The sequence below is a fragment of the Pseudomonas sp. 22515 genome (assembly GCF_052044625.1).
Lineage (GTDB): Bacteria > Pseudomonadota > Gammaproteobacteria > Pseudomonadales > Pseudomonadaceae > Aquipseudomonas > Aquipseudomonas alloputida.
This window is the reverse complement of sequence record NZ_JBQENN010000001.1, coordinates 467,006-482,561: the sequence shown is the minus strand read 5'-3', so window position 1 is coordinate 482,561 and position 15,556 is coordinate 467,006. Positions and strand designations below refer to the sequence as shown.

Below are 15,556 nucleotides of genomic sequence, written 5' to 3'. Positions count from 1 at the left end.
AGATTTACATGCGCATCTCGACCCGCGTCATCGGTGGCGCCCTCATCGCCACCCTGCTGACCCAACTGACGGCCTGCGGCACCATTTTCTACCCGGACCGGCGCGGCCAAATCGGCGGCAAGATCGACCCTGTGGTTGCCGCCATGGATGCCATTGGCATCCTGTTCTATGTAATCCCGGGGCTGATTGCCTTCGGTATCGACTTTGCCACCGGCGCCATCTACTACCCAGGTGGCCGCACTGCCCAGGTTGACCCGGCCAAACTGCAAGAAGCCGTCAGCCCGGATGGCAAGGTCGACAACCTGAAGCTGCAAGCCATTCTGGAAAGCGAACTGGGCCAGCGCCTGCCGCTGAACGACCCACGGCTGATCCAGCACCGCGGCAGCATCGAACAACTGGCCAGTATGGGCCTGGTTCCGGCAGCCTGAGCCACACGGACACTGACCACGGATGATCACTACTCCGGCTGAACACCAGCGCCTGCTCCGCCTGGCCACGCGCGCGTCATTGGCGGTGGCCAGCATCTTGGTGCTGAGCAAGGCGCTGGCCTGGTGGCTGAGTGGTTCGGTGAGCCTGCTGGCCGGGCTGACCGACTCGGCACTGGACGCCGTGGCCTCGTTCCTCAACCTGCTGGCGGTGCACTACGCCCTGCGCCCGGCAGACGACGATCACCGGTTCGGCCATGGCAAGGCCGAGGCCTTGGCCGGTATGGCGCAGGCGCTGTTCATCGGTGGCAGTGCGGTGCTGATCGGGGTGCAGGCGGTCGAGCGCCTGTCCACCCCGCAACCGCTGGGTGATACCTCAATCGGAATCGCGGTGATGCTGCTGTCGCTGGTGCTGACGGTCGCCCTGCTGGCGCTGCAGTACAAGGTAATCCGGCTCACCGGCTCTACTGCGGTACGGGCAGATTCACTGCACTACCGTTCTGACTTGTTGCTCAACGGCAGCATTCTGCTGGCCCTGTTGCTGGCGCGTTTTGGCTGGCCGCAGCTGGATGCGCTGTTCGGCCTTGGCATCGCCTTTTACATCCTTTGGAGCGCGCTGCAAATTGCCCGCGAAAGTACGGCGATTCTGATGGACAAAGCGTTACCCGGCGACGTTGGCGAGGACATGGCCGCGCTGGTGCTGGCCGTTGCAGGCGTGAAAGGCGTGCATGACCTGCGCACGCGCGTGTCGGGCAACCAGTGGTTTGTGCAACTGCACCTGGAGCTGCCGGGGCAACTGCCGCTGCATGAGGCACATAGTTTGTGCGTGGAGGCCTCGCGGGTGATCCGCCAGCGTTACCCACAGGCGGACGTGATGGTGCACGCCGACCCGGTATGAGGTAACCCCCCATGCCCCACCGATTACGCAATCCCTTGTAGGCGCGGGTTCATCGCGAAAGGGCCTGGGCTGCTGGCCAATTTCCACCTGCCGATCACCGTTGCCGCCGCTACCGTATTCGCGGGTAAACCCGCTCCTACACAGTTCCGTGCAGGGTTCAGTTGATGCTGTAACCTCGACCACTGAAGCAAGCCCCCAGCGCCCGCTGGTAGTGGCTGAGCACAGTTGCCGCCGGTGCGTACGTCGTCGTCGCCGGGTCGAAGCCTGACTGGCTCACCGCCCAGCGATGGCACTGGTAGCGGTCCTGCTCCTGCTGTTCCTGACCCTGGCCATACATCGGATAGGCCACCACGTCATACCCGCCATTTGCCGGGGCCACCGGCACGGGCGACGGCACGCCGACCGGCGGATTGACCACCACATATTCCTGGCTGTCTGCCAGGTACTGGTAATAGGTATCGGCCACCAGAAAGAACAGCGCACCACCCAACCACACTTCCCGCGCATAAGGTGGCAGGTAATTGACCCGCACGCCGTACGGCGGGGTCACCACGATGTAACTGCCCCCGTGCGGGCGGTACCAGTACCCCCCCGAGTAGAAATAATCAGCGCCCCGGTAGGGTACTTTCCAGTAGCGGTCAGAAAAATGGTCCACCGTGTGCCCCGGGCGATACTGCGGCCCAGGCCCCCAGCCATTGCCGTGGCCATCCGGGCGCCCGTGCCAGTCGCCACCGGGCCGTTGCCCCGGGCCACCGGCTTGCCAGTGGTGATCATCACCGTGGCGGCGGGGAATGTCCTGGTAATACCCCTGGCGCGGCGGTTGGGTCTGGCGCACTTCGTCGCGCGAGTTGAGCGAGCGCCCCGGCCCACCCTCACCTTGCACCTGCTGGCCACGTTCACCGGGCCCTTCGCCGGGCCCTTCAGCCAAGGCCCCAAGGCTGATGCTCAAACCCAGCAAACCAACACCTGCCAACTGCCAGATGCGCGACGTCATGGTGTTCCTCTCGGTAGAAAAAACTGCAACCAACGCCAGTCTACCGCGCCCACCACACAGGCAAATTAAAATTCCCGACATGAAAAAAGGGAGGCCACAGGGCCTCCCTTCAGGAATTGTCGTCCGTGCTCGGCACTTGTGGCGCCGGCTCACCTCACACCGTCTTCTGGAAGGTGTGTAGCCCGGGGGCCTGCAGATCCTGTTGGATGGCTGGCCGCAACCGCCCGCCTAGGGCGCGTCGCCGTGGACTGATGTCCGGGCAGTGATTCTGGTGATAAAGATACCGGACGGGTTGCGACAGAGGATTGCGAATATTGCTCAGATAAATAGCACTTGCGCAATTTTTCACCCTCGATTGATAATTCGCAGCAATCCGAACAGAAAAGGCAAATGCCATGAGCAAACTTGACCGCTACGACCTGAGCATCCTCGCCGAATTGCAGCGCGATGCGCGCATTTCCAACCAGGAACTGGCCGAACGCATCGGCCTGTCGCCATCGCCATGCTCGCGTCGGGTCAAGCAACTGGAGGACGATGGCTACATTTCGCGCCAGGTGGCCCTGCTCGACCGCAAGAAGCTGGGCCTGAGCCTGACCGCCTATGTGTTGATAGGTATGGACCGCCACACCCCGGAGCGCTTTGAAACATTCGAGGCCGCCATCCGCAACCTGCCACAGGTGCTCGAATGCAGCCTGGTCACCGGCATGGATGCGGACTATCAGTTGAAAGTGGTGGTGCCGGACATGGACCACTACCAGAAACTGCTTCTAGGCAGCCTGACGCGTATCGAAGGCGTCACCAGCGTGCGTTCGAGCTTCGTGCTCAACCAGGTGTTGGCCAGCACCGAGCTGCCATTGACCCACCTGCGTTAAGTGCTCACGCCAGCCGGCGTATAATCGGACGTTCAACCCGCCTGGAGAACATCGATGGATCCCGCCGTATTCGAAGAATGGATGATGATCATCCTGGTCACCGTGTTGATCGGGTTCATGGGCTTCATCGTCTGGGACCTGGCGAAAAAGTCCAAGGCAGGCAAGTTCGGCACGCTGATCCTGTTCTTTGTGCTGGGGCTTGGGGTGCTGGCCTTTATCATCAAGAGCGTGGTGGTGGGCTTTCTGGAAGGCGTATAAAACATTTCAGGGCCATTCGCGGGCACGCCCGCTCCCNTGTGGGAGCGGGCGTGCCCGCGAACAGGCCCTGACCTGAACTAAAGCTTGGCAGGGACCTCCCGCCAGCAACCCTGCCCCAGCCCATCCAGCGCCCAGTCACCAATGCGCACGCGCACCAGGCGCAAGGTCGGCAAGCCCACTGCTGCCGTCATCCGCCGCACCTGACGGTTACGCCCTTCGCGAATCACCAGCTCCAGCCAGCTGGTCGGCACGCTCTTGCGAAAGCGTACCGGCGGGTTACGCGGCCACAGCTCGGGTTCTTCCAGGCGCCGCGCCTCAGCCGGCAAGGTCGGCCCATCATTCAGCGCCACACCATCGCGCAAACGCTGCAACTGCTCGTCACTCGGTTCGCCTTCCACCTGGACCCAGTAGGTCTTGGCCAGCTTGTGCTTCGGGTCGGCAATCCGCGCCTGCAACCCGCCATCGTTGGTCAGCAACAGCAAGCCTTCACTGTCACGGTCCAGCCGCCCGGCCGGGTACACGCCCGGGATGTCGATGAAGTCCTTGAGCGTCGCGCGCCCTTCACCGTCGCTGAACTGGGTCAGCACGTCGAACGGTTTGTTGAACAGGATCAGGCGAGGCTCAGCAGGTGGCGCCTTGGCCTGGCGACGTGGGCCGGCGGCAGGCCGCGCCTGGGGGCGGCGCGGCTTGTTACGGGGTGGCAGTGACATGAATCCTCAGCGGAACGGCGGCTCATCGAAGCTGCGCAGTTTACGCGAGTGCAGCGAGTTCAGCTCGGTGCGCAGCAGGTCGAGGGCGGCAATGCCGATCTTCAGGTGCTGGCTGACCGCCCGGTTGTAGAAGGCGTTGGCCGAACCTGGCAGTTTGATCTCGCTGTGCAGCGGCTTGTCGGACACACACAGCAAGGTGCCGTAAGGCACGCGCAAACGGTAGCCCTGGGCAGCAATGGTGCCGCTTTCCATGTCCACCGCCACGGCACGCGACAGGTTGATCAGCGGGCGTTCCTGGGCCCAGCGCAACTCCCAGTTGCGGTCGTCGTAGGTCAGCACGGTGCCGGTGCGCAGGCGCTTTTTCAACTGCTCGCCACGCTCGCCAGTGACCTGTGCGGCAGCCTCCTGCAAGGCCATCTGCACTTCGGCCAGGGCCGGGATCGGGATATTCGGCGGCACGACCCGGTCGAGAATGCCGTCACGGCGCATGTAGGCGTGTGCCAGCACGTAGTCGCCGATGGTCTGCGACTGCCGCAGGCCGCCGCAGTGGCCGATCATCAGCCAGCAATGCGGGCGCAGCACGGCCAGGTGATCGGTGATGTTCTTGGCGTTGGACGGGCCGACACCAATGTTGACCAAGGTAACGCCATTGCCGTCGGCGGCGATCAGGTGGTAGGCCGGCATCTGGAAGCGGTGCCAGACCACGCTGGCCACCAGAGCCTGGGTTTCGCCATGGTCCATGCCCTTTTCGATCACGACGTTGCCCGGCAGCACCATACGCACGAAGCGCGAGTCGTCACGCAGCTGTTCCAGGCCATGGCTGATGAACTGGTCGACATAGCGGTGGTAGTTGGTCAGCAGGATCCACGGCTGTACATGGCGCCAGTCGCTGCCGGTGTAGTGCACCAGGCGGCGCAGCGAGAAGTCGACCCGCGCGGCATCGAACAATGCCAGTGGCATGATTTCAGCATGGTCCCAGTCGTACAGGCCATCAGCGATGTTGTCGGTGGCCGCCGACAGGTCGGTGCTGGGGAACACCCGCGCCAACTGCGCAGCAGTAATGCCGCTGCCAGCCAATTCGTCGCCCTGGTCGACCACATAGGGGTAAGGGATGTTCTGCTCGCTGACGCCGACTTCTACCGTAACGGTGTAGTCATGCATCAGCGGGCGCAGTTGCTCCAGCAGGTAGCCACGGAACGCAGCGGGCTGAGTGACGGTGACGCTGTAGGTGCCGGCAACCTGGACCTTGGCATAAGCGCGGGTGGTGGCGGCGACTTCGCCATGGCTGTAGTAGGTCAGGCGCAGTGCCGGGTAGCGGAACAGGTCGCGCTCATCGGTATCGGGCTCGGTACGGTCCTTCAGGTAACGCTTCAGGGCCTGACTCAGGGCACCTGTGGCCTGTTCATGCAAGGCCGCCAGACGGTCGACGGCCTGTTCGGGGGTATCAACGACTACAAAAGCGTGGCTCACACTGTGCTTCCTGTCTGGACATGCATGTGATCCATCTTGCCTGCCTTCTTGGTTAAATACACCCCCATTGATCGGTGTTGGGTGCATTCGCGGGCAAGCCCGCTGCTACAGCGGCCAGGCTGGTGTAGCCCTTGATACCAATGCCGCCACATCCACACCTCGAGGCAGCGCCCCGTACACCCGGCCACCACCGGCCAAGCGGCTGCCGATAAACGCATCACTGACCTCTGTATTCCCCGCCTCCAGCAGCAGCTTGGCCTGCAATGCCAGGGCAATATCCTCGGTCAGTTGCCGCGCGCGGTACTGCATGTCACCGGTGTCGGCAAACGCACCCTTGAGGTTGCCGATATGCGCCGCCAGGCGCGGGTCGCCATGCCCGTCACCCAGCTCGACAAACAGTGCATCGAGTACGCCCGGCTCCTTGGACAAGGCCCGCAGCACATCCAGGCACTGCACGTTGCCCGAGCCCTCCCAGGTCGAGTTGACCGGTGCCTCGCGGTACAGCCGTGGCAGAATGCTGTCTTCCACATAACCCGCGCCACCCAGGCATTCGGCGGCCTCGTTGATCATGGCCGGCGCACGTTTGCAGATCCAGTACTTGCCCACCGCCGTGACCAGCCGGGCGAAATGCGCCTGCTGCGGGTCGTCCAGTTGCTCCAGCGCCTGGCCCATGCGCAAGCTCAGGGCAAGCGCAGCCTCGCTTTCCAGGGCCAGGTCGGCCAGCACGTTCTGCATCAATGGCTGCTCGTTCAGCACCCGCCCGCCGACCTTGCGATGCGCGCAATGGTGGGCCGCCTGCGTCAACGCCTGGCGCATCAGTGCGCTGGAGCCGACCATGCAGTCGAACCGGGTCATGGCGACCATCTCGATGATGGTCGGCACGCCGCGGCCCTCTTCGCCAATCATCCACGCCAGCGCACCGCGGAACTCCACCTCGCTGGAGGCATTGGAGCTGTTGCCCAGCTTGTTCTTCAGACGCTGGATATAGAACTGGTTGCGGTTGTCATCGGGGCGATGGCGCGGCAGCAGGAAGCAGCTCAGGCCTTTTTCGGTTTGTGCCAAGGTCAGGAAAGCGTCGCACATCGGCGCCGAGCAGAACCACTTGTGGCCAACCAGCTCATAAGCCTGCCCCGGGCCTGGCGCACCGACCGGATAGGCCCGGGTAGTGTTGGCGCGCACATCGGTGCCGCCCTGCTTTTCGGTCATGGCCATGCCCAGGGTGACCCCGGCCTTGTGCCGGTCGCCAATGTTGCGCGGGTCATATTCGCAGGCAAGGACCTTTGGCAGCCAGTATTCAGCCAGCTCAGGCTGCAGGCGCAATGCCGGCACGGCGGCAAAGGTCATGGTCAGCGGGCAGCCGGTGCCGGCCTCGGCCTGGCTGTGCAGGTAGGTCATCGAAGCCCGTGCAACATGGGCGCCAGCACGGGGCTCGGCCCATGGCAAAGACGGCAGGCCATGTTCGACGGCGGTACGCATCAGCTCATGGTAGGCCGGGTGGAACTCGACCAGGTCGATGCGATGGCCATAGCGGTCGTGGCTGCTGAACTCGGGTTTGTGCGCGTTGGCCAGGAAGCCTGCCTGCATCAGCGGGCCGCCGGCCAGGGCACCATAGGCGTCGATCCGCGACTCGGCCCAGCCCGCGCCAAAACGCCTTGACCATTCTTGCAATGGCAGGTCGAGGCGGTACAGGTTGGCACCGTCGAGCGGCGGCGGCTGGTTGGTGACTTCGTGGGTTTCAGCGTACTGGTGCAGGCTCATCGGGGGGCTCCTGGATCCGGGTAGGCTTGAAAGACCCAGTGAAGCACTGCTTGCGGGGTAGTCAAAGGGGTATTAATGACTAAACGTGTGGTTGCAGGCGTGCGCGCGCGTAGGAGCGGGTTTACCCGCGAATACGGTGGCGGCGGCAACGGTGAACGGCGGCTGGATATCGGCCAGCAGACCCGGCCCTTTCGCGGGTGAACCCGCTCCTACAACGACCTGTGCATGTTTAGGAGCGGGTTTACCCGCGAATACGGTGGTGGCGGCAACGGTGAACGGCGGGTGGAAACTGGCCAGCAGGCGCGGCCCTTTCGCGGGCAAGCCCGCGCCTACAGGCTGTGCGCTACAGCGAGCGCCGCACCTGCAGCAGGTTCGGGCTCATCTGCACCTGCGAAATCGCCACATTCAAACTCAACTCGAAGCGGCTGCCCAACCCGCGCGTCGATTCATGCGCCAATCTGGCCCCCAGCAACTCTCCCATCTGCCGGCAAATCGACAACCCAATCCCCAAACCGCCATACCGCCGGGTCATCGAACCGTCGACCTGGAAGAACCGCTGGTACAGGGTCGACTGCTCCAGATCATCGAAACCGATACCGCTGTCGCTGACGGTAAAGGTCAACGCCAGATCATCCGGCCCCACCCGGCGGCCGCGCACCTGGATCATCACACCGCCCTGATGGGTGAACTTCAAACCGTTGTCCACCAGGCAACCCAGGCAGTGCGCCAGTTTCTGCCCGTCACCGAGCAACCCGTCCGGCAGGTCGGCCGGAATATCCAGGCTCAGGTACAAGCCTTTGCCCAGCGCCTGCCCGGCATAACCGGCGCGCAAGCCTTGCAACAGGGCGCGCAGGCTGAACGGTGCCGGCTGCGCCCGCAGGCGGCCGGCCTGCAATTCGGACAGGGTAAGAATGGCATCGACCATATCCATCATGCCTTGGGCAGACCCCACTGCCGTGTGATGGTACTGAGCCATTTCAGCCCCCATCGGTAGGGTGTGCATCAGCTCGAGCGAGCCAATCACCCCATTCATCGGGGTGCGCAGTTCATGCGTCACGCTGGCCAGGAACTCGTCCTTCAGACGATTGCTCCTGGCCAGTTGCAGGTTCAGTTGCTCCAGCGTACGCCCAGTGTCGCGCAAGGTCTGTGCCTGCTGCTCGCGCAGGCTGTTGATGCGGTCGGCCAGCGCCAGCGACAGCAAAGCCACTTCCAAGGCCGAACCGAGCTGGCTGGCATACATGGTGATGAACACGTTCGGCAGGTAGCCCAGCACCATCAAGGTGTTGACCAGACCACCCAGCAGGAACGCCGTCCAGGCGATGATGAACCAGCGCGCCACTCGAAAGCCGCGCCACCAGGCATAAAGGCCGGCGCTGAAAACGCTTATGGTGAACAGCAGCGCCAGCAGCGTGGCCATGCGCAGCGCAATGCCGTAGGGCATGCTCACCGCCAGTACCATGACCAGCGCGCCACCCAGCATCAGCAGTTGCAACAGGCGGTCGAAACCACGGCTGATGCTGCCCAATTGCAGGAAGTGCCGGGCGAACTGGCAACCGAACAGGCCGGCTGCACCGATGAACAAAGGCGTGGAGGCATTCGCCCACCAAGGGCTGTCTGGCCAGAAATAGGCTACACCGGCGCCGTTCACCGAGACCTGGTAAAGGCCGAACGAAGCGATGTAAAGGATGTAATAGAGGTAGCTGACGTCACGCACGCTGAGGTAGATGAACAGGTTGTACACCAGCATCACCAGCAACACGCCGTAGATCATCCCCAGCACATACAGGCGCGTGGGCTGCTCTTCCAGATAGGCTTCAGGGGACCATAGTGCCAGCGGCGCTTGCACCGAACCCTGGCTTTGCAGTCGCAGGTACGCGGTGGTCACCTTGCCAGGTGGCAGTTGCAGTTCGAACAAGTAGTTGTTCTGCCGGATCTGTCGGCTGTCGTAGGGCAAGGCATCGCCCGTGCGCTGCGCCAGGCGGTACAAGCCGCTGCTGTCAGGCAAATACAGTTCGAGGTGATCCAGCGGCGGGTAGGCCAGCTCCAGCAGCCATTGCCGCGGGGCTGCGCTGGGCACGGCAACGGGGCGCAGCTCGACCTTGAGCCAGAACACCGAGGTGGAGTAACCGGCGTTCAGCACATCCTCACGGTGGGGCTGAAAGTATTTGGCAAACCCGGGGGCACTGACCTGAGCGATGCTGGCATTGCCATCGGGGTCTTCATAAACCTGCATGGCCTTGCCCAGTGGGAGATGCCGGGTAGCGTCGTCGAAATCGACCGCTCCGGCCAGCACGGGCAGCAAACCCATAAGCACAATCAGCAAATAGCGCATACAGCCCCAGCATGGCCTGCCCGGTCGCGTCGCGGTAGCCTCCCATCCGTTTGAGACGACGTGATCCTGCAGCACCCGTTTGTCGAGTTATCCGAGCACTCTAGCATAGCCTCACAACCTGGCAATCGGCCACATAAAAACACAAAGAAAAGGCTCTAAATCAATGCTTTCAAAAGAAAACCAATCAGTAACCTGACCGATCGATCAGTAAAACTCGTTTGTCGGACGATCCGCCCAAACAGGTTTGGTGGTAAGCTCGCCGACCATGAATACCTACAGCTCCCGCCCCGTTGTCCTCTGTCTCTCCGGCCACGACCCCAGTGGCGGCGCCGGCTTGCAGGCAGATATCGAAGCCCTGATCGCCCAAGGCTGCCACGCTGCACCTGCAGTGACCGCCCTGACCGTGCAGGATACCGTCAACGTTTCCGACTTCCGCGTGCTCGAGCGCGAGTGGGTGCTGGCCCAGGCCAACGCCGTGCTGGCCGACTCCACGGTGGCCGCCGTCAAGTTGGGCATGCTCGGCTCGATCGAGATGGTCGACACCGTCGCCGAACTGCTGGCCGCCCACCCCCACCTGCCGCTGGTCTGCGACCCGGTGCTGCGTGCCGGTGGCGGTGGCCGCCTGGGCAAGGACGAAGTGGGCTATGCCCTGCGCGAACGCCTGCTGCCGCTGGCGACCATCGCCACGCCGAACCTGCCCGAAGCACGCATCCTCGCCGAACTGCCCGAAGGCAGCGCTGACGAATGTGCCGAGAAACTGTTGCCGTTCTGTAGACACCTGCTGATTACCGGCGGTCACGGCGACGAAGACGAAATCCACAACCGCCTGTACACCCAGGACGGCCAGCACTTCACCTGGACGTGCCAGCGCCTGCCAGGCAGCTACCACGGCTCGGGCTGCACCCTGGCCAGCGCCCTGGCCGGCCGCCTGGCGCTCGGCGAGCAGCTGGAAAGCGCCGTGCGCACCGCCCTGGACTACACCTGGCGCACCCTGCGTGACGCCGAGCAACTGGGCAAGGGCCAGTACGTGCCGCGCCGCCTGCCCCTGGACTTCTGCTCCTGATACGAGGCCTTCAATGAAGCTACGCGGTCTGTACGCCATCACCGACAGCCAGCTGCTCGCCGGCCGTTTCCTGTCCCATGTCGAGGCGGCCCTGGAAGGCGGCGTGTGCCTGCTGCAGTACCGCGACAAGAGCGACGATGCAGCGCGCCGCCTGCGTGAAGCCGAAGGGCTGATGAAGCTCTGCGAGCGTTACGGCACCCAGTTGCTGATCAACGATGACGCCGAACTGGCCGCCCGCCTGGGTGTCGGCGTGCACCTGGGCCAGACCGACGGCCCGCTGACCCCGGCCCGCGCACTGCTCGGCCGTCAGGCAATCATCGGCTCCACCTGCCACGCCAGCCTCGAACTGGCCGCCCAGGCTGCCAGCGAAGGCGCCAGCTACGTGGCCTTTGGCCGCTTTTTCAATTCTGTCACCAAGCCGGGCGCGCCCGCTGCCAATGTCGGCCTGCTTGAGCAGGCCCGCGCCCAGGTGAAACTGCCGATCGCCGTGATCGGTGGCATCACCCTCGACAACGCCGCCCCGCTGGTCGCCCACGGTGCCGACCTGCTGGCGGTGATCCACGGCTTGTTCGGTGCCGACAGCGCGCAGGAAGTCACCCGCCGCGCCCGCGCCTTCAACGCCTTGTTCGCATCCTGATTCGAGAGATACTGCCATGTCCCGTTCCGAAGCCCTGTTCGCCCAAGCCCAGAAGCACATCCCTGGCGGTGTCAACTCGCCAGTCCGCGCTTTCAAGAGCGTTGGCGGCACGCCGCTGTTCTTCAAGCATGCCGAAGGCGCCTATGTCGTTGACGAGGACGACAAACGCTACGTCGACTACGTCGGCTCCTGGGGCCCGATGATTCTCGGCCACGGCCACCCGGACGTGCTGGACTCGGTACGCAAGCAGCTGGAGCATGGCCTGTCCTACGGCGCGCCGACCGCCATGGAAACCGAGATGGCCGACCTGGTCTGCTCGATCGTCCCGTCGATGGAAATGGTGCGCATGGTCAGCTCGGGCACTGAAGCCACCATGAGTGCCATCCGACTGGCACGTGGCTACACTGGCCGTGATGCCATCATCAAGTTCGAAGGCTGCTACCACGGCCACTCCGACAGCCTGCTGGTAAAAGCCGGCTCCGGCTTGCTGACCCAAGGCGTGCCAAGTTCGGCAGGCGTGCCAGCGGACTTCGCCAAGCACACCCTGACCCTGCCGTTCAACGACATCGCCGCCGTCGAGAAGACCCTGGCCGACGTTGGCCAGACCGTGGCCTGCATCATCGTGGAGCCAGTGGCCGGCAACATGAACTGCGTACCACCGGCACCGGGTTTCCTCGAGGGCCTGCGCGAGCAATGCGACAAGCATGGCGTGGTGCTGATCTTCGACGAAGTGATGACCGGTTTCCGCGTCTCGCTCGGCGGCGCCCAGGGCCATTACGGCATCAAGCCGGACCTGTCGACCTTCGGCAAGATCGTCGGTGGCGGCATGCCGGTCGGCTGTTTCGGCGGCAAGCGTGAAATCATGGGCTGCATCGCCCCGCTCGGCCCGGTCTACCAGGCCGGCACCCTGTCGGGCAATCCGCTGGCCATGGCCGCCGGCCTGACCACCCTCAAGCTGATCAGCCGCCCAGGCTTCCACGCCGAGCTGACCGACTACACCAGCCGCATGCTTGACGGCCTGCAGCAACGCGCCGATGCCGCTGGTGTGCCATTCGTCACCACCCAGGCCGGTGCCATGTTCGGCCTGTACTTCAGCGGCGCCGACGATATCGTCACCTTCGAAGACGTGATGGCCAGCGATGCCGAGCGCTTCAAGCGCTTCTTCCACCTGATGCTCGACGGTGGCGTGTACCTGGCACCGAGCGCATTCGAGGCGGGCTTCACCTCCATCGCCCATGGCGACAAGGAGCTGCAGATCACCCTGGATGCGGCTGAGAAAGCCTTTGCTGCCCTGAAGTGATGGCCAGCCTGTACCGGCCTCTTCGCGAGCAAACCCACGCCTACACTCATGAAAGCGACGCCCCCTTGTAGGCGCGGGTTCACCCGCGAAGAGGCCGGTACAGGCAATAATTACGCACGCACAATCAGCTGACTTCCCCAACCAAGCAGAAATTCGAGTAAAACTTTGTAAGGTTGGCGCTGCTTATCCCATAATGTGCCACCAGAGACATTGGCCGCAGCTTTGCAGAGGTAAGTCGATCCCCATGAACCGCACCGGCCGCGCCCTGACCCTGGGCTGCCTGTTGCTTCTTCAGCCCCTGCTGGCCCTGGCGGAGGGCGGTAACTCGTTGCTGATTCCGGCGACGGGCCGCTGCACCTTGAACGTTCAGCCTGAAGACCTGGCAAACGCCCTCAAGGCCTGCGAGCAGACGGCGACTGCGGGGGATGCCCAGGCGCAATTCGAACTGGGCGAGTATTACTACACGCAAACGCCAAAAAACCTGGGCAAAGCCCTGGACTGGTTCCAGAAGGCATCGCTGCAAGGCCAAGCCGACGCCCAATACCGTCTGGGTGCCATGTTCTTCCATGGCGAAGGGGTCAAGGCCAACAACGTACAGGCCTACATCCTGCTGAAAATGGCTGCGGTCAACGGCGCCGAAGATGCGCTGGACATGGCCGACGAAGTGACCGAGCAAATGCCCCGTGACGAACTGGAGCATGCCACCCAGGTGCTCGGCCAGATTTTCCGCAAGTACCTGCTCGAACTGCAGAACGCCGAAGGGCGCACGCCGTTCTCGCCGCTTCCCTGAAGGTCACTTTTCCGGCATTGGCATCGGGAACGGCATCACATTGCCGCCGCCCTTGGCCTCGCTGATCTTCGCCGTGCCCAGGCGCTCCACCTCATCGATGCGCACAATCGAGTGCATCGGCACGAAACTGCGGACCACTCCGTCGAACTGGCTCTTGAGCTTCTCCTCACTCGGGTCCACTACCAGTTGCGAGCGCTCGCCGAACACAAACTCCTCGATTTCCAGAAAGCCCCACAGGTCACTCTGGTAGATCTGCTTGGCGTACATCTCGAAGACCTGACCCTGGTTCAGGAAGATCACTTTATAGATGGCGGGTTCGCGTTTGCTCATGTTCGGCCAGATAACACATGCGTAAGAAAAGGTGGGCATGATACCTGTTCTGGCCTGTTCACGGGTGAACCCGCGCCCACAGGATCCCCACCGGCCTTGCCGGAGCGGGTTGACCCGCGGGGAGGCCAGAACAGCCCGTACATACCGTTGAACGTTTCAGTGCTTTCGCCACTGCCATTCAAGGGTTATTCTTGAGTTCAACTCCATCGCCGTCGAGCGGCTAAAAACGACCTTGAACGCACCCATAGAACCCCATCGCTTCATCCTCGAACCCTTCGAGGCCCACCGTTTCGCCAACTTGTGCGGCCAGTTCGACGAGCACCTGCGCCTGATCGAACAGCGCCTGGCCATCGAGATCCGCAACCGCGGCAATCAGTTCGAACTGATCGGCGAACCCAGGACCACCTCCGCTGCCGAACAGCTGCTGCGCCGTCTCTATCGCGAGACCAAGGCCACCGACCTGTCACCGGAAACCGTGCACCTGTACCTGCAGGAATCGGCTGTCGAAAACATCGACAACCCGGCCGTCAACGAGGTCAGCGTGTCGCTGCGCACGCGCAAGGGCAACATTCGCCCGCGCGGGCTCAACCAGCAGCGCTACGTCAAGGAAATCCTGGCCAACGACATCAATTTCGGCATCGGCCCGGCCGGTACCGGCAAGACCTACCTGGCCGTAGCCTGCGCCGTGGACGCGCTGGAGCGCGAACAGGTGCGCCGCATCCTGCTGGTGCGCCCGGCGGTCGAGGCGGGTGAAAAGCTCGGTTTCCTGCCCGGCGACCTGGCACAGAAAATCGACCCGTACCTGCGCCCGCTTTACGACGCCCTGTACGAAATGCTCGGCTTCGAACACGTGGCCAAGCTGATCGAACGCCAGGTGATCGAAATCGCCCCTCTGGCCTACATGCGTGGCCGCACCCTGAACAACAGTTTCATCATCCTCGACGAAAGCCAGAACACCACGCTTGAGCAGATGAAGATGTTCCTGACCCGCATCGGCTTCGGCTCTACCGCGGTGATCACCGGTGACATCACCCAGGTCGACCTGCCCCGTGGCACCAAGTCGGGCCTGGCGCACGTGATCGAGGTGCTGAAGGACGTTCCGGGGATCAGCTTTACCCATTTCCAACCCAAGGATGTGGTTCGTCACCCACTGGTTCAGCGTATCGTCGAAGCCTACGACCGCTTCGAAGCCCGCCAGTCCAAGCCCGAGGCGCCCGGCAAAGATGCTTGAACTTGATATCCAACGGGCCACGGATGCTGCCACGCCAGAAGACGCCGCCTTGCGCCGCTGGTGTGAATTGGCGTTGCGCCAGCGCAGCGCCGACTCGGAAATGACCATTCGCCTGGTCGACGAAGCCGAAGGCCGGGAGCTGAACCATACCTACCGGCACAAGGACTACGCGACCAATGTGTTGTCGTTCCCGGCCGATGTGCCCGATGAGCTGCTCGATATCCCGCTGCTGGGCGACCTGGTCATCTGTGTAGCGGTGGTCGAGCGCGAAGCGGCCGAACAAGGCAAATCGCTGGAAGCGCACTGGGCACACCTGGTCATCCACGGTTGCCTGCACTTGCTCGGCTATGACCACATCGAAGATGAGGAGGCTGAGGAAATGGAAAGCCTGGAACGGGAATTGCTGGCAGAACTGGGTCACCCTGACCCGTATGCCGATGATGAAACCGACTCAATCACACACTGATACACGAAGGATCACGAGAACC

Annotated in this window: 17 protein-coding genes; 11 read left to right on the top strand and 6 right to left on the bottom strand. The window is 63.1% G+C overall.

Translation table 11 applies throughout. The annotated features are described in order from the left end of the window. Positions 1–8: 8 nt before the first annotated feature. Both ACTJJN_RS02175 and ACTJJN_RS02170 read left to right on the top strand, forming a co-directional pair. The gene (locus tag ACTJJN_RS02175; RefSeq protein ID WP_003249801.1) at positions 9–428 is read left to right on the top strand and encodes a hypothetical protein; all 420 of its coding nucleotides are present in this window, start codon (positions 9–11) and stop codon (positions 426–428) included. A gap of 22 nt (positions 429–450) precedes the next feature. Continuing rightward, positions 451–1,323, top strand: coding sequence for a cation diffusion facilitator family transporter (locus ACTJJN_RS02170; protein WP_003249799.1), 873 nt, complete (start codon positions 451–453; stop codon positions 1,321–1,323). Positions 1,324–1,480: 157 nt separating this feature from the next. Here ACTJJN_RS02170 and ACTJJN_RS02165 read toward each other — a convergent pair whose 3' ends face one another. Beyond that, positions 1,481–2,317 carry a DUF6515 family protein gene (locus ACTJJN_RS02165; RefSeq protein WP_440780862.1) on the bottom strand — a complete coding sequence of 279 codons (837 nt, stop codon included), beginning with the start codon at positions 2,315–2,317 and terminating at the stop codon, positions 1,481–1,483. Between the two features lie 395 nt (positions 2,318–2,712). Between ACTJJN_RS02165 and ACTJJN_RS02160 the strand changes: the two genes are divergently transcribed. Continuing rightward, positions 2,713–3,189 (top strand): Lrp/AsnC family transcriptional regulator, encoded by a 477-nt coding sequence (locus ACTJJN_RS02160; protein ID WP_003249795.1) that lies wholly within the window; start codon positions 2,713–2,715, stop codon positions 3,187–3,189. A gap of 54 nt (positions 3,190–3,243) precedes the next feature. Beyond that, complete coding sequence (locus tag ACTJJN_RS02155; protein WP_003249787.1) at positions 3,244–3,447, top strand: DUF2788 domain-containing protein; 204 nt, start codon at positions 3,244–3,246, stop codon at positions 3,445–3,447. Between the two features lie 77 nt (positions 3,448–3,524). Here ACTJJN_RS02155 and ACTJJN_RS02150 read toward each other — a convergent pair whose 3' ends face one another. The 3 genes from ACTJJN_RS02150 to ACTJJN_RS02140 all read right to left on the bottom strand — a co-directional run bounded on the left by ACTJJN_RS02150 (position 3,525) and on the right by ACTJJN_RS02140 (position 7,385). After that, the gene (locus ACTJJN_RS02150) at positions 3,525–4,157 is read right to left on the bottom strand and encodes a pseudouridine synthase (protein WP_012053794.1); all 633 of its coding nucleotides are present in this window, start codon (positions 4,155–4,157) and stop codon (positions 3,525–3,527) included. Between the two features lie 6 nt (positions 4,158–4,163). Beyond that, positions 4,164–5,627, bottom strand: coding sequence for an AMP nucleosidase (amn, locus tag ACTJJN_RS02145; RefSeq protein WP_003249782.1), 1,464 nt, complete (start codon positions 5,625–5,627; stop codon positions 4,164–4,166). A 105-nt stretch (positions 5,628–5,732) separates the two neighbouring features. Then, positions 5,733–7,385 carry an acyl-CoA dehydrogenase family protein gene (locus tag ACTJJN_RS02140; protein WP_088513256.1) on the bottom strand — a complete coding sequence of 551 codons (1,653 nt, stop codon included), beginning with the start codon at positions 7,383–7,385 and terminating at the stop codon, positions 5,733–5,735. A gap of 75 nt (positions 7,386–7,460) precedes the next feature. Here ACTJJN_RS02140 and ACTJJN_RS02135 point away from each other — a divergent pair, with 75 nt between their 5' ends. After that, entirely contained in the window at positions 7,461–7,586 is a 126-nt protein-coding gene (locus ACTJJN_RS02135) for a diguanylate phosphodiesterase (RefSeq protein ID WP_196250024.1), read from the top strand. Between the two features lie 142 nt (positions 7,587–7,728). Here the strand turns inward: ACTJJN_RS02135 and ACTJJN_RS02130 are convergent, their stop codons facing one another. Next, the gene (locus ACTJJN_RS02130; RefSeq protein ID WP_221099787.1) at positions 7,729–9,717 is read right to left on the bottom strand and encodes a sensor histidine kinase; all 1,989 of its coding nucleotides are present in this window, start codon (positions 9,715–9,717) and stop codon (positions 7,729–7,731) included. 265 nt (positions 9,718–9,982) lie between these two features. Here ACTJJN_RS02130 and ACTJJN_RS02125 point away from each other — a divergent pair, with 265 nt between their 5' ends. The 4 genes from ACTJJN_RS02125 to ACTJJN_RS02110 all read left to right on the top strand — a co-directional run bounded on the left by ACTJJN_RS02125 (position 9,983) and on the right by ACTJJN_RS02110 (position 13,507). Then, positions 9,983–10,780 (top strand): hydroxymethylpyrimidine/phosphomethylpyrimidine kinase, encoded by a 798-nt coding sequence (locus ACTJJN_RS02125; protein ID WP_440780858.1) that lies wholly within the window; start codon positions 9,983–9,985, stop codon positions 10,778–10,780. A 13-nt stretch (positions 10,781–10,793) separates the two neighbouring features. Next, positions 10,794–11,417 carry a thiamine phosphate synthase gene (gene thiE / locus ACTJJN_RS02120; RefSeq protein ID WP_004576913.1) on the top strand — a complete coding sequence of 208 codons (624 nt, stop codon included), beginning with the start codon at positions 10,794–10,796 and terminating at the stop codon, positions 11,415–11,417. 16 nt (positions 11,418–11,433) lie between these two features. Continuing rightward, positions 11,434–12,717, top strand: a complete 1,284-nt coding sequence (gene hemL, locus ACTJJN_RS02115) for a glutamate-1-semialdehyde 2,1-aminomutase (protein WP_440780855.1) — start codon at positions 11,434–11,436, stop codon at positions 12,715–12,717. A gap of 244 nt (positions 12,718–12,961) precedes the next feature. After that, a complete protein-coding gene (locus ACTJJN_RS02110) occupies positions 12,962–13,507 on the top strand; it encodes a tetratricopeptide repeat protein (protein ID WP_004576914.1) in 546 nt (181 codons plus the stop codon). 3 nt (positions 13,508–13,510) lie between these two features. On the opposite strand, the gene ACTJJN_RS02105 is transcribed toward ACTJJN_RS02110, so the two are convergent. Further along, positions 13,511–13,837 (bottom strand): DUF1820 family protein, encoded by a 327-nt coding sequence (locus ACTJJN_RS02105; protein ID WP_003249769.1) that lies wholly within the window; start codon positions 13,835–13,837, stop codon positions 13,511–13,513. A gap of 232 nt (positions 13,838–14,069) precedes the next feature. Here ACTJJN_RS02105 and ACTJJN_RS02100 point away from each other — a divergent pair, with 232 nt between their 5' ends. Together ACTJJN_RS02100 and ybeY are read left to right on the top strand one after the other, a co-directional pair. After that, entirely contained in the window at positions 14,070–15,068 is a 999-nt protein-coding gene (locus ACTJJN_RS02100; protein ID WP_004576915.1) for a PhoH family protein, read from the top strand. Next, positions 15,061–15,534: an rRNA maturation RNase YbeY gene (ybeY, locus tag ACTJJN_RS02095; RefSeq protein ID WP_003249763.1), complete on the top strand. Its 474-nt coding sequence runs from the start codon at positions 15,061–15,063 to the stop codon at positions 15,532–15,534. Before ACTJJN_RS02100 ends, ybeY begins: the two co-directional genes overlap by 8 nt. Positions 15,535–15,556: the final 22 nt, after the last annotated feature.

What these genes read in the sequence shown, in the direction of transcription:
- ACTJJN_RS02150 (WP_012053794.1), bottom strand. Translation starts at nt 4,157, where the DNA reads ATGTCACTGCCACCCCGTAACAAGCCGCGCCGCCCCCAGGCGCGGCCT.
- ybeY (WP_003249763.1), top strand. Translation starts at nt 15,061, where the DNA reads ATGCTTGAACTTGATATCCAACGGGCCACGGATGCTGCCACGCCAGAA.
- ACTJJN_RS02175 (WP_003249801.1), top strand. Translation starts at nt 9, where the DNA reads ATGCGCATCTCGACCCGCGTCATCGGTGGCGCCCTCATCGCCACCCTG.
- ACTJJN_RS02105 (WP_003249769.1), bottom strand. Translation starts at nt 13,837, where the DNA reads ATGAGCAAACGCGAACCCGCCATCTATAAAGTGATCTTCCTGAACCAG.
- thiE (WP_004576913.1), top strand. Translation starts at nt 10,794, where the DNA reads ATGAAGCTACGCGGTCTGTACGCCATCACCGACAGCCAGCTGCTCGCC.
- hemL (WP_440780855.1), top strand. Translation starts at nt 11,434, where the DNA reads ATGTCCCGTTCCGAAGCCCTGTTCGCCCAAGCCCAGAAGCACATCCCT.
- ACTJJN_RS02130 (WP_221099787.1), bottom strand. Translation starts at nt 9,717, where the DNA reads ATGCGCTATTTGCTGATTGTGCTTATGGGTTTGCTGCCCGTGCTGGCC.
- ACTJJN_RS02135 (WP_196250024.1), top strand. Translation starts at nt 7,461, where the DNA reads ATGACTAAACGTGTGGTTGCAGGCGTGCGCGCGCGTAGGAGCGGGTTT.
- ACTJJN_RS02165 (WP_440780862.1), bottom strand. Translation starts at nt 2,317, where the DNA reads ATGACGTCGCGCATCTGGCAGTTGGCAGGTGTTGGTTTGCTGGGTTTG.
- ACTJJN_RS02110 (WP_004576914.1), top strand. Translation starts at nt 12,962, where the DNA reads ATGAACCGCACCGGCCGCGCCCTGACCCTGGGCTGCCTGTTGCTTCTT.
- ACTJJN_RS02125 (WP_440780858.1), top strand. Translation starts at nt 9,983, where the DNA reads ATGAATACCTACAGCTCCCGCCCCGTTGTCCTCTGTCTCTCCGGCCAC.
- ACTJJN_RS02170 (WP_003249799.1), top strand. Translation starts at nt 451, where the DNA reads ATGATCACTACTCCGGCTGAACACCAGCGCCTGCTCCGCCTGGCCACG.
- ACTJJN_RS02160 (WP_003249795.1), top strand. Translation starts at nt 2,713, where the DNA reads ATGAGCAAACTTGACCGCTACGACCTGAGCATCCTCGCCGAATTGCAG.
- ACTJJN_RS02140 (WP_088513256.1), bottom strand. Translation starts at nt 7,385, where the DNA reads ATGAGCCTGCACCAGTACGCTGAAACCCACGAAGTCACCAACCAGCCG.
- ACTJJN_RS02155 (WP_003249787.1), top strand. Translation starts at nt 3,244, where the DNA reads ATGGATCCCGCCGTATTCGAAGAATGGATGATGATCATCCTGGTCACC.